An 11,913-nucleotide genomic window follows, 5' to 3' on the forward strand; every position below is an offset into this window, starting at 1 on the left:
GGTGACCCGCTCGGCGAAGGTGCCCTGGTAGCGCTCGGTCAGGATCGAGCGGGGCTCGTCCGGACCGACGCCGTGGCCGGTCTGGCCGATGACGGGCCCGGCCCGCCGAAGACCGCGAAGCGGCGGCGGGCGTAGGTGTACGCGAGGGACCGGGCCGGTTCCGCGAACGCCTGCGAGCCGGGCGCGCCGCTGTGCCCGACGGCGCCCGCGCCGAGCTCGGGGTGGCGGAGGGCGAGCGGGATGAAGCCGAGGGCGAAGGCGTTGGGGTTCCCGGTGACCAGGTCCGTGCCCTCGGAGTGGACCCGCGAGAACTCCGCCAGGGTCTCCGGCTTCAGCAGCGGCGCCCGCCCGTCGAGCTCGCCGGCCATCGCCGCGTACATCCGGGCGAGCCCGCGCGCGCTGCCGACCCCGCCGCCGGAGAGCGGCGCCCCGGCCCGCAGGGCCCGGGAGTTCCCGTACGCGACCATGTCGAGCGGCGGGTCGCCGTGCAGGCCGAAGGCGATGCTCAGGAGGCTGTCGGGGGCGACCGGGTGGGCGTCGAGGAGGGCCTGCTCCTCCGGGGTGGGCCGCATCGGCAGGACGGTCCGGAAGCGCGGCTCCAGCTCCTCGGGCAGGCCCAGGTGGTAGTCCACCCCGTACGGGACGCGGATCCGCTCCTCGTAGTGCTCCCGGACCGTGCGCCCGGTGGCCCGCACCACCACCTCGCCGACCAGCGCGCCGAAGGTGTGGCCGTGGTAGCCGTGCCCTGTGCCGGGCTCCCAGTACGGGCGGTGGGCGGCGAGCCGGGCGGCGACCCCCCGGTCGTCGGCGAGCTCCTCCAGCGTGAAGCCGCCTTCGACGGCGATCGCGCCCGCGCGGTGCGCCAGCAGCTCCCGCAGGGTCAGCGCCCCCTTGCCCTCCGCCGCGAACTCCGGCCACCAGGAGGCCACCTCGCGGTCGAGGTCCAGCGCGCCGTCCTGGACCAGCAGGGCGACCACGAGCGCGACGGCGCCCTTGCTGCAGGAGTAGAGGGCGAGCAGCGCGTCGCCGTCGACATCCTCGCCGCCCCACAGGTCCACCACCCGCCGCCCCCGGTGGTAGACGGCGAGCTGGGCGCCGCCGTCGCGGGCCTCGTCGGCGAGGACGCTCGCGAACTCCTCCCGTACGGACTCGAATCCGGCCGCCACGGTGCCGTGGACCTCGCTCATCGCACCCTCCCCCTCGTCGTGGCGCGGTGGTCCGCGCCGGGTCTTCCTCGGACCGAACGATCAAGGAGGCGGCGGGATTCCCGGCGTTGTCAGTGCGGGCCGCTAGCGTCGGCGGCATGGAATTCCGTATCGAAAGCGGCCTCTTGACCGAAGCCGTGGCCTGGGCGGCCCGGGTGCTGCCCGCCCGCTCCCCCGTGCCCGTGCTCGGCGGGCTGCTGTTGGAGGCGGCGGACGGGCGGCTGCGCGTCTCCGGTCTGGACTACGAGGCTTCCGCCCGCATCGAGGTGGACGCGGACACCCTGCGGGACGGGCGGGCCCTGGTCCTCGGGCGGCGGCTGCTCGACATCTGCAAGGTGCTGCCGGCCGGGGTCGCGCACTGCGCCGTCGAGGGCGCCCGGCTCTCGGTGACGGGCGGTGACGCCCGCTTCGGGCTCTCGCTGCTGCCCCTGGACGACCACCCGGCCCCGCCGGTGCTGCCCGCCGTGCGCGGGACGGTGGACGCGGACGCCTTCGCCGCGGCCGTGGGCCACGTGGCGGTGGCGGCCGGGCGGGACGACGCGCTGCCGGTCCTCACGGGGATCCGGCTCGGCCTGGACGGCACGACGATGACCCTGGCCGCGACCGACCGCTACCGGTACGCGGTGCGCACCCTGGAGTGGAAGCCCGAGGAGGCCCCCGGGGCCGAGGCCGCCGACGTGGTGGTCCCGGCCCGCCGGCTCACCGAGATCGCCCGCTCGCTGGCCGGGTCGGGCCCGCTCCGGCTCGCCCTCGACCAGGGCTCCATCGGCTTCGAGAGCGGCGGGATGCGGACCACCACCCGCCTCCTGGACGGGCGGCTGCCCCGGCACGACAAGCTGTTCGCGCTCGGCGAGCACGCGGTGGCCGTCACCGGGCGGGCTGCGCTGGTCGAGGCGGTGAAGCGGGTCGCGGTGGTGGCCGAGGGCGACAGCCCGGTGCAGCTCACCTTCGACCCGGCCGGCGTGCACCTCCAGGCGGGGTACGAGGACGACGTCGCCTCCCAGCGGCTGCCCGCCTCGCTCACCGGCGCCGAGTCGCTGACGGTCGCCTTCAACCCCGGCTATCTGCTGGACGCCCTGGGCTCCTTCGACGCGCCGGAGCTGTGCCTCCGGCTGCTCGGCCCCGGGCAGCGGGCGCTGATCACGGACGGGGAGGCCGGGACCCACCGGCATCTGCTGATGTCGGTGAAGCCCCTGGTCTGAGTCCGGCCGGCCTGGGCGCGGTCGGACGGTCAGAAGCCGCCGCCGCCGTCGAAGCCTCCCCCGCCGTCGAAGCCGCCGCCCCCGTCGAAGCCGCCGAAGTCGCTCGACCCGAAGTCGGCGGAGCTGAAGTCGGCGCCCGAGAAGTCGCCGCCCTGGAAGTCCGCGCCGCCGTACTCGGCGGCGTAGGCCGGGGTGGCGAGCATCGAGCCGAGCATGGTGCCGACGAGCAGGCCGGGCAGGATCCCGCCGCCGAAGTAGCCGCCGGCCCAGGGGCCGTACGCGGGTCCCGCCTCCCAGTAGGGGCGGCGCCCGCCGTCGGTCTCGACCGTACGGGCCCGGGGGTCGAGCCCGTCGTCGATGCGGGCGGCGTCGGCGGCGCAGACCGGGACCTCGCGGGCGGCGCCGCCGGCCGGGGTCCAGGTGCGGTCCTCGGTGGAGGGGCCGTGCCGGGGGTCGAAGAAGCAGGGGGCGCGCCGCTCGGGCGGCGGGCGGTGCTCGCGGCGGGCGGCGAGCACGGCGAGCGAGTAGCGGCCGTCCTCCAGCGCCTCGGTGACCGGGCGCACCTCGTGCGGGCGGGTGGCGGCGCCCATCAGGGACTTGGCCCGGTCGTAGGAGTCGAGGGCGCGCTCGTAGTCGCCGCGCATGGCGTCGTCGGCGCCCGCCTCGGCGGGGTGGAAGTCCAGCCGCTCCAGCTCCTCGCCGAAGGCGGTGATGTCCTCGTCGACGACGACCCGCAGCCGGTCGAGGGCGGCGCGCTCCTCGGCCTCCTTCCGCTGCCGCCTGCGGCGGGACACGGTGAGGGCGGTGGCGCCGCCAGCCACGACGACGGCGCCGAGGACGGCCAGGCCCGCGACGGGGACGCCGGAGCCCTGCCCGGAGCCGCCGGTGGCGCCCCAGGAGGCGGGGGCGGAGCCGCGCAGGGTCGGCAGGGCCTGGTCGACGAAGTTGTTCAGCTCGGTCGCGGCGGAGACGCCGGGCTGCCGGACGGCGGTGACCAGGTTGCGGACGGTGTCGCCGGAGATCACCGAGCGGTCGGCGGCGGCGTTGAAGCCGTCGCCGAGGCGGACCGCGTAGAGCCCGGTGACGCCGGTCTCGGTGCGCAGGTTGCGCAGCAGGTTCTCCGGCGGGAACTGCGCGTTCGCCGGGAGGACCGCCACGAACAGCGGCTTGTCGGCGTCCTTGATCTTCTTGGCGAGGGCGTCGGCCTCGGCCTTGGAGAGCTGCCCGGCGGCGGCCGGGTCCACGTAGACCGGGCCCTGTTTCAGGGCGGCGGCAGCGTCGGAGAGACCCGTGGCCCTGGCCCCCGCGGGCGGGGCCAGGGTCAGGAGCAGCAGAAGCGTCAGCCCCGCGAGGGCCGACCATATGGATATCGCCCTGATCCTCATGGTTCGACGCTACCCGAACAGCATCGAACAGGACATAGAGGGGTTATTCGGCCGGGTCGATGCCCGCGCGGAGCAGGCCGTACGTGAAGGCGTCCTCCAGGGCGTGCCAGGAGGCGGCGATCACGTTGCCGCCGACGCCGACGGTGGACCACTCGGTGTTGCCGTCGCTGGTGGTGACCAGGACGCGGGTGGTCGACTCGGTGCCGTGGCGGCCCTCCAGGATGCGGACCTTGTAGTCGACGAGGCCGAACTTGGCGAGCGGCGGGTAGATGCGCTCCAGGGCGACCCGGATGGCGCGGTCGAGGGCGTTGACGGGGCCGTTGCCCTCGGCGGTGGCGACGATCCGCTCGCCCTTGGCCCACAGCTTGACGGTGGCCTCGTTGGCGTGGGTGCCGTCGGGGCGGTCCTCGACGATGGCCCGCCAGGACTCGGTGCGGAAGTAGCGGCGCGGCCGGCCCTCGGCCTCCTCGCGGAGCAGCAGTTCGAAGGAGGCGTCGGCGGCCTCGTACGTGTAGCCCTGGAGCTCGCGCTCCTTGACGCGCGCGACGACCCGGGCGACCAGGGCGCGGTCGTCGCCGAGGTCCACGCCGAGCTCCTTGCCCTTGAGCTCGATGGAGGCGCGGCCGGCCATGTCGGAGACGAGCATCCGCATGGTGTTGCCGACCAGCTCGGGGTCGATGTGCTGGTAGAGGTCGGGGTCCACCTTGATGGCGGAGGCGTGCAGGCCCGCCTTGTGCGCGAAGGCGGAGACGCCGACGTACGGCTGGTGGGTGGAGGGGGTGAGGTTGACGACCTCGGCGATGGCGTGGGAGATCCGGGTCATCTCGGCGAGGGAGCCGGCCGGGAGCACGGTCTTGCCGTACTTGAGCTCCAGGGCCGCGACGACGGGGAAGAGGTTGGCGTTGCCGACCCGCTCGCCGTAGCCGTTGGCGGTGCACTGGACGTGGGTGGCGCCGGCGTCGACGGCGGCGAGGGTGTTGGCGACGGCGCAGCCGGTGTCGTCCTGGGCGTGGATGCCGAGCCGGGCGCCGGTGTCGGCGAGGACGGTGGAGACGACGGCCTGGACCTGGGCGGGCAGCATCCCGCCGTTGGTGTCGCAGAGGATGACGACGTCGGCGCCGGCCTCGTACGCGGTGCGGACGACGTCCTTGGCGTAGCCGGGGTTGGCCTTGTAGCCGTCGAAGAAGTGCTCGCAGTCGACGAAGACCCGGCGGCCCTGGGCGCGCAGGTGGGAGACGGTGTCGCGGACCATCTCCAGGTTCTCTTCGAGGGTGGTGCGCAGGGCGAGCTCGACGTGCCGGTCGTGGGACTTGGCGACGAGGGTGATCACCGGGGCGCCGGAGTCCAGCAGCGCCTTGACCTGCGGGTCCTCGGCGGCGCGGCCGCCGGCGCGGCGGGTGGCGCCGAAGGCGACGAGCTGCGCGTTCTTGAACGCGATCTCCTGCCGGGCGCGGGCGAAGAACTCGGTGTCACGCGGGTTGGCACCGGGCCAGCCGCCCTCGATGAAGCCGACGCCGAAGTCGTCGAGGTGGCGCGCGATGGTCAGCTTGTCCGCGACGGTGAGGTTGATTCCTTCGCGCTGCGCGCCGTCGCGCAGCGTGGTGTCGAAGACGTGGAAGCTGTCGTCGGGACGCGGGCTCTCGCCGTTCTCCGTGGTCATGACTGTGATGGCTCCTGTCGGATGTGGCTCCGGAAGTCTGGATCCACTTGCCCCCATTCTCACGCGCGGTCCGTTTTCGGCGGTGGTGGGGCCGGAAAACGAAAAAACCCCTCGCGGGTGCGAGAGGTCTGCGCGCGGGTCTGGGGCACGATGTCCGCCTGCGTGGGGGTTCTTCCACGCGTCAGCGGCCACTGCGGACCGGCGCGCTGCTGCCGATAATCATGGTGGTAGCGAGCACGCCCGCAGTCTGCCACAGCCGGGTGGCCGAAAGGGATGCGGTCTCAGGATGCGGGCGCCTTCTCCGCCCCGGCGGCCGGCACCGGGGCCGGTGTCCGGGCGCCGACCCGGCCCAGGTCGATGTCGCGGGTCTCGCGCATCGTGAGGTAGACGACCAGCGAGACGGCCGCGCAGCCCGCCACGTACCAGAAGAAGCCCGACTCGATCCCGGCGTCCTTGAACCAGAGCGCCACGTATTCGGCGGTGCCGCCGAAGAGGGCGTTGGCGATCGCGTACGGCAGGGCGACGCCGAGGGCGCGGATGCCGGTCGGGAAGAGCTCGGCCTTCACGCAGGCGTTGATCGAGGTGTAGCCGGTGACGACGAGGAGGGCGAGCAGGGAGAGGCCGAGGGCCGGCCAGAAGGAGCCCGCGTGCCGGAGCATCGTCATGATCGGCACGGTCAGGAGGGTGGAGCCGACCGCGAAGGTGATGAGCAGCGGGCGGCGGCCGACCCGGTCGGAGAGCAGGCCGGCGAGCGGCTGGAGGCAGGCGAAGACGATGAGCGCGCAGAAGGAGACGAGGGTCGCGGTCTGCTTGGGCAGCCCGGCGGAGTTGGACAGGTACTTCGTCAGATAGGTGGTGTACGTGTAGTAGGCCACGGTGCCGCCCATGGTGAGCGCGATCACCAGGAACGCCTCGCGGCGGTGCGCCCAGAGGGCCTTGACGGTGCCCTTGTCGTCCCGCGCGACGGCGTCGTCGGCGGTCTCCTCGTAGACCTCGGTCTCCAGCATGGTGCGGCGCAGGTAGAAGACGACGGCCGCGCCGAGGGCGCCGATGGCGAAGGGGATGCGCCAGCCCCAGGTGTGCAGGTCCTCGGCGGACAGGGTGCGCTGGAGGACGATCAGGAGCCCGAGGCCGGCGACCTGGCCGGCGGTCATCGACACGTACTGGAAGCTGGAGGCGAAGCCGCGGTGGCGCGGGGCGGACGCCTCGGTGAGGTAGGTGGCGCTGGCGGCGTACTCGCCGCCGACGGAGAGCCCCTGGAGCAGCCGGGCGACGAGCAGGACGGCGGCGCCGCCGTATCCGGCGACGGCGTAGGTGGGGGCGACGGCGATGAGCAGGGCCGAGGCGGACATCAGGGTGACGGTGAGGGTGAGCGCGGCCTTGCGGCCCTTGCGGTCGCCGACCCGGCCGAGCAGCCAGCCGCCGACCGGGCGCATGAAGAAGCCGACGGCGAAGATGCCGGCGGTGTTCATGAGCTTGGCGGTGTCGTTGCCCTCGGGGAAGAACGCCCCCGCGAAGTAGGTCGCGAAGCTCGCGTAGACGAACCAGTCGAACCACTCGACCATGTTGCCCGCCGACCCGACCCAGATCTTCTTCCAGTGCTCTCGTCCCATGGGGAAGGACCGTGCCGGAGGAGGCGTGGGCGCAACAAGGGTGCAGGGCGCAACGATCGGGAGTACTTACGTGCCTTGAGTTCCCGCGATCAGGGTTTGATCGACGAACTCCCGTACGTGGCCGAGGACTTGCTCGCGTCCGGTGCCGGGGATGCCGACGGCGACGTGCACGCTGAAGCCGTCCAGGAGGGCGCGCATCCGGTGCGCGAAGCGGTCCGGGTCGACGCTCCGGAACTCCCCGCGCGAGACGCCCTCGGCGAGGATCGCGACGAGGTCCCGGTGCCAGGCGCCCTCGATGGCGGCCTGCCGGGCGCGGGCGTCGTCGTCGGCGTTCTGCGAGCGGTTCCAGACCTCCAGCCAGAGCGTCCAGTGCGGGTCGCGCGGCCCCACCGGCACGTACACCTCGACGTAGCCGTCGAGCCGCTCGCGCGCGCTGCCCGGCCGCGCCAGCAGGGCGCCGCGCTCGGCCCCGAGCCGCCCCTCGCTCCACTCCAGGGTGCGCAGCAGCAGCTCGTCCTTGGTGCGGAAGTAGTAGAGCAGGTGCCCACTGCTCATCCCGACCTGCCGCCCGAGCCCGGCCATGGTCAGCCCGTCGAGCCCGCGCTCGGCGATGGTGTCCATGGCGGCGGCCAGCACGTCCTCGCGGGGCGGGGCGGCCTGGTTGCGGCGGCGGGGGTGGGGGGCGGGGTCGCTGCTCTGACTCACTCGTACGTTCTACATGATCGGGCGGGGTGGCCCGTGCGCGGAAGGCGCCGCGGCCGTGCGGGCACGGCGGGCGGGAGCCCGTTCCGCCGGAGCGGTGAGCGGAGGGGGCGGGGCGGCCGGATTCGAACCGGCGTCCTCCGAGATGATGTCGCGGCGCACTACCTCTGTGCTACGACCCCGCCTTGGCGATCACCCTAGGGGGCTCCGGTCGGCTCCCTCAAGGGGTTTTCCGCCCGCTCGCCCGCCCGTCCGCTCAGACCGCCGGCTGCTGCTGGGTGATGCAGTGGATGCCGCCGCCGCCCGCGAAGATCGTGCGGGCGTCGACGAGGACGACCTCGCGGTCCGGGAAGAGGCCGCGGAAGATCTCCGCGGCGACCTCGTCGTTCGGGTCGTCGAAGGCGCACAGGACCACGCCGCCGTTGCACAGGTAGTGGTTGATGTACGAGTAGTCGACCCAGTCGCCCTCCTCGTCCTTCAGGACGGTCGGCGCCGGGACCTCGACGACCTCCAGCGGGCGGCCCTGGGCGTCGGTCTGGCCGCGCAGCAGGTTCACGTACAGGCGCGAGCGCTCGTAGTCCGGGTGGGCCGGGTCCCGCTGGCTGTGGACCAGGACGGTGCCGGGGCGGGCGAAGGCGGCGACGATGTCGACGTGGCCCTGGGTGCCGTACTGGCCGTAGTCGCCGGCCAGGCCGTGCGGGAGCCAGATCGCCTTGCTGGTGCCGAGCTTCGCGTGGATCTCGGCCTCGACCTCCAGGCGGGTCCAGTCGGCGTTGCGGCCGGGGCCGAGCTGCACGGTGTCGGTGAGGAGGACCGTGCCCTCGCCGTCGACGTGGATCGCGCCGCCCTCGTTGATCAGCGGGGAGGGCAGCACCGGCACTCCGGCCACGTCCGCGACATGGCGGGCGATCGTGGAGTCGTGCTCCCAGCGGGCCCAGTCCTGGGCGCCCCAGCCGTTGAACACCCAGTCGACCGCGGCCAGCCGCTCGCCGTCGGTGACGAAGGTCGGGCCGATGTCGCGCATCCAGGCGTCGTCCAGCTCCCGCTCGACGAGCTCGATGCCCTCGCCGAGCAGGGCGCGGGCGGACTCCGCGTCGCCGGGGGCGACCACCACGGTGACCGGCTCGAAGCGGCGCACGGCGCGGGCCACGGAGGCCCAGGCTGCGCGGGCCTCGGCGAGCTCCTCCGGGTTGGTGAAGGTCGGGTTGGGGCTCGGCCAGGCCATCCAGGTGCGCTCGTGGGGGGTCCACTCGGCGGGCATGCGGTACGTCATGGGCTGCGGTCCTAGCGGTCAGGGGTGGCGGCGGTCACGTTCCGTGGGGCCGGGTGCGCCAGCCAGTCACCTCATGTTTGAACACCACTCTAAATGCTGTGACCTCAGCTTCCAAGCATTGACGCCGCAGGTTCATGTGGGTCACATTGAGCGGCACTCTAAATCCGTACCCACCCCCCACGCCTCCCTCTCCTTGCCCCCTGCCCCCTGCCCCCCCAGGAGCCCCCACCCATGGCGATAGAACAGCGCGGAGTCGACACCATCCCCGAGGCGGAGCGCACCAGCGGCCCCCGCGACCTCGTCTCGATCCTCCTCGGCTCCAACCTCTGCCTCGGCGTGATCGTCTTCGGCTGGCTGCCCGTCTCCTTCGGGCTCGGCCTGTGGGCCTCGGTCACCGCCGTCGTCACCGGCACCCTCGTCGGCGTGGCCGTCACCGCCCCGCTCGCGCTGATCTCGCTGCGCACCGCCACCAACCTCTCCACCTCCTCCGGCGCCTTCTTCGGCGTCCGGGGCCGGCTCGTCGGCTCGGTGGTCGGCCTGCTGCTCTCCCTCGGCTACACCGCGCTGACCCTGTGGATCGGCGGCGACGTGATGGTCGGCACCCTGGAGCGGCTGGTCGGCCTGCCGACCGGCGGGCTCGCGCACACCCTCGTGTACGCCCTGCTCGCCGCCCTCACCGTGGTCGGCGCCGTCTACGGCTACCGGCTGCTGCTCAGGCTGAGCCAGGCGCTCGCGATCGGCATGACCCTGCTGCTCGCGCTCGGACTCCTCGCGTACGCCGGGGACTTCAGCGCCGCGCCCGTGGCGGACACCCCGCTCCTGCTGGGCTCGTTCTGGCCCACCTGGCTGCTCGCCGCCGTCGCCGCCGGGCTCAGCGGGCCGGTCGCCTTCATCACCCTGCTCGGCGACTACACCCGCTACATCTCGCCCGCCGAGCACAGCCCGCGGAAGGTCTGGCGGGCCACCTGTCTGGGCCTCGTCGTCGGCCTGCTGGTCCCCCAGCTCTTCGGCACCTTCACCGCGCTCGCCTCGCGCGCCGGGGCCGAGTACGCCGGCCCGCTCGTCGCCGCCTCGCCCGCCTGGTATCTGGTCCCGCTGCTGCTCGCGGCGACCGCCGGGTCGGTCGGCAACGCGGGCCTGATGCTCTACTCGATGGGCCTGGACCTCGACGCGATCCTGCCGAAGGCGACCCGCGCCCGCGCCACCCTGGTGGTCGCCGCCGTCGCCACCGCCTTCGTCTTCCTCGGCCACTTCGCCTCGGACGCGCAGACCGCGATGACCTCGTTCGTGCTGCTGCTCACCGCGATCGGCACCCCCTGGGCGGTGATCACCCTGATCGGGCACGTGCGCTGCCGGGGCGCGTACGACGCGGAGGCGCTCCAGGTCTACAACCGGCGCTCGCGCGGCGGCGTGTACTGGTACGCGGCCGGCTGGCACCCGCGCGCCACCGTCTCCTGGGCGATCGGCGCGGCGGTCGGCCTCGCCGCCGTCTCGACCCCGCTCTACGAGGGCCCGCTGCTGTCCCTGACCGGCGGGGTGGACTGCAGCTTCGTCTTCTCGGGGATCGTCGGCGGCGTGCTGTACGCGGTGCTGACCCCGTCCCCGGCACGCGAGACGCCCGGGACGGAGACCGTCCCGGGCGTCCTGGCCGACAGGCCCTGAGCCGCTACTCGCCGAGCTGGTGCACCCAGCCGTGCGCGTCCTCGGCCTTGCCCGTCTGGATGGCGAGCAGGGCCTCGCGCAGCTTCATGGTGACCTCGCCGGGCTCGCCGCCCGAGTGGTGCCACTCGCCGCGGGCGGACTTGACCGTGCCGACGGGGGTGATGACGGCGGCGGTGCCGCAGGCGAACACCTCGGTGAGGGTGCCGGCCTCGGTGTCCGCCTGCCACTGGTCGATGGAGACGCGGGCCTCCTCCGACGCGTAACCGAGGTCGCGGGCGACCTGGAGCAGCGAGTCGCGGGTGACGCCGGCGAGCAGGGAGCCGGTGAGGGTCGGGGTGACGATCCGGTCCCCGTACACGAAGTACAGGTTCATGCCGCCCAGCTCCTCGACCCACTTGTGCTCGACGGCGTCGAGGTAGGCGACCTGGATGCAGCCCTTCTCGGCGGCCTCGGCCTGGGCGAGCAGGGAGGCGGCGTAGTTGCCGCCGGTCTTGGCGTCGCCGACGCCGCCGGGGACGGCACGGACGCGGTCCTCGGAGGCCCAGATGGCGACCGGCTTCACGCCGTCCGGGAAGTAGGCGCCGGCCGGGGAGGCGATGACGACGAAGAGGTACTCGTTGGCCGGGCGGACGCCCAGGCCGACCTCCGTGGCGATCATGAACGGGCGGAGGTACAGGGACTCCTCGCCGCCGTGCGCCGGGACCCACGCCTCGTCCTGGCGGACCAGGACGTCGCACGCCTCGATGAAGGTCTCGACCGGGAGCTCGGGCATCCCGAGGCGGTGCGCGGAGGACTGGAAGCGGCGGGCGTTGGCGTCGGGGCGGAAGGTGGCGACGGAGCCGTCGGGGCGGCGGTACGCCTTCAGGCCCTCGAAGATCTCCTGGGCGTAGTGCAGGACGCTGGTCGCGGGGTCCAGGGAGAGCGGGCCGTAGGGCACGAGCTGCCCGTCGTGCCAGCCGCGGCCCTCCGTCCAGCGGATGGTGACCATGTGGTCGGTGAAGTGGCGGCCGAATCCCGGGTTGGCCAGGATCGCCTCGCGCTCCGCGTCGGACAGCGGGCTGGAGGAGGGCTTGAGCTCGATGGTGGGCGTCGTCATGAGTGCTTGTCCTTCACCGGTTGTGTGTGTCGGACCGCGCTCACGCCGCTACGCAGTACTGCTAGGACGTCCGAGCTTTCCCGCATTCGCGGCCCCACGTTCGATTATCGCTCGT

Annotated in this window: 9 protein-coding genes; 2 read left to right on the plus strand and 7 right to left on the minus strand. The window is 73.4% G+C overall.

The window, feature by feature from the left end; all coding sequences use genetic code 11:
• Positions 1-38: 38 nt before the first annotated feature.
• Positions 39-1,187 (minus strand): serine hydrolase domain-containing protein, encoded by a 1,149-nt coding sequence (locus AB0C99_RS06630; RefSeq protein ID WP_362470275.1) that lies wholly within the window; start codon positions 1,185-1,187, stop codon positions 39-41.
• 116 nt (positions 1,188-1,303) lie between these two features.
• Here AB0C99_RS06630 and dnaN point away from each other — a divergent pair, with 116 nt between their 5' ends.
• Positions 1,304-2,407, plus strand: coding sequence for a DNA polymerase III subunit beta (gene dnaN / locus AB0C99_RS06635; protein WP_362470278.1), 1,104 nt, complete (start codon positions 1,304-1,306; stop codon positions 2,405-2,407).
• A 29-nt stretch (positions 2,408-2,436) separates the two neighbouring features.
• On the opposite strand, the gene AB0C99_RS06640 is transcribed toward dnaN, so the two are convergent.
• The 5 genes from AB0C99_RS06640 to AB0C99_RS06660 form a co-directional block, all read right to left on the minus strand.
• A complete protein-coding gene (locus AB0C99_RS06640) occupies positions 2,437-3,792 on the minus strand; it encodes a hypothetical protein (protein ID WP_362470281.1) in 1,356 nt (451 codons plus the stop codon).
• Positions 3,793-3,835: 43 nt separating this feature from the next.
• A complete protein-coding gene (gene cimA, locus AB0C99_RS06645) occupies positions 3,836-5,452 on the minus strand; it encodes a citramalate synthase (RefSeq protein WP_362470284.1) in 1,617 nt (538 codons plus the stop codon).
• Between the two features lie 281 nt (positions 5,453-5,733).
• A complete protein-coding gene (locus AB0C99_RS06650; RefSeq protein WP_362470287.1) occupies positions 5,734-7,065 on the minus strand; it encodes an MFS transporter in 1,332 nt (443 codons plus the stop codon).
• Between the two features lie 66 nt (positions 7,066-7,131).
• Positions 7,132-7,686, minus strand: coding sequence for a TetR/AcrR family transcriptional regulator (locus AB0C99_RS06655; protein WP_362470765.1), 555 nt, complete (start codon positions 7,684-7,686; stop codon positions 7,132-7,134).
• Positions 7,687-8,023: 337 nt separating this feature from the next.
• A complete protein-coding gene (locus AB0C99_RS06660) occupies positions 8,024-9,040 on the minus strand; it encodes an agmatine deiminase family protein (RefSeq protein WP_362470289.1) in 1,017 nt (338 codons plus the stop codon).
• A 231-nt stretch (positions 9,041-9,271) separates the two neighbouring features.
• On the opposite strand from AB0C99_RS06660, the gene AB0C99_RS06665 reads away from it, so the two are divergent.
• On the plus strand, positions 9,272-10,702 hold the full coding sequence (locus tag AB0C99_RS06665) for a cytosine permease (protein ID WP_362470292.1): 1,431 nt from the start codon (positions 9,272-9,274) through the stop codon (positions 10,700-10,702).
• Positions 10,703-10,706: 4 nt separating this feature from the next.
• Here the strand turns inward: AB0C99_RS06665 and AB0C99_RS06670 are convergent, their stop codons facing one another.
• A complete protein-coding gene (locus tag AB0C99_RS06670; RefSeq protein WP_362470294.1) occupies positions 10,707-11,798 on the minus strand; it encodes a branched-chain amino acid aminotransferase in 1,092 nt (363 codons plus the stop codon).
• Between the last annotated feature and the right edge of the window lie 115 nt (positions 11,799-11,913).

Origin of the sequence: Streptomyces sp. NPDC048659, from assembly GCF_040650575.1 — a bacterium.
Lineage (GTDB): Bacteria > Actinomycetota > Actinomycetes > Streptomycetales > Streptomycetaceae > Streptomyces.

Bases quoted from the DNA above. Each gene is read 5' to 3' on its own strand.
- AB0C99_RS06640 (WP_362470281.1), bottom strand. From the start codon at position 3,792: ATGAGGATCAGGGCGATATCCATATGGTCGGCCCTCGCGGGGCTGACG.
- cimA (WP_362470284.1), bottom strand. From the start codon at position 5,452: ATGACCACGGAGAACGGCGAGAGCCCGCGTCCCGACGACAGCTTCCAC.
- AB0C99_RS06650 (WP_362470287.1), bottom strand. From the start codon at position 7,065: ATGGGACGAGAGCACTGGAAGAAGATCTGGGTCGGGTCGGCGGGCAAC.
- AB0C99_RS06660 (WP_362470289.1), bottom strand. From the start codon at position 9,040: ATGACGTACCGCATGCCCGCCGAGTGGACCCCCCACGAGCGCACCTGG.
- dnaN (WP_362470278.1), top strand. From the start codon at position 1,304: ATGGAATTCCGTATCGAAAGCGGCCTCTTGACCGAAGCCGTGGCCTGG.
- AB0C99_RS06665 (WP_362470292.1), top strand. From the start codon at position 9,272: ATGGCGATAGAACAGCGCGGAGTCGACACCATCCCCGAGGCGGAGCGC.
- AB0C99_RS06630 (WP_362470275.1), bottom strand. From the start codon at position 1,187: ATGAGCGAGGTCCACGGCACCGTGGCGGCCGGATTCGAGTCCGTACGG.
- AB0C99_RS06655 (WP_362470765.1), bottom strand. From the start codon at position 7,686: ATGGACACCATCGCCGAGCGCGGGCTCGACGGGCTGACCATGGCCGGG.
- AB0C99_RS06670 (WP_362470294.1), bottom strand. From the start codon at position 11,798: ATGACGACGCCCACCATCGAGCTCAAGCCCTCCTCCAGCCCGCTGTCC.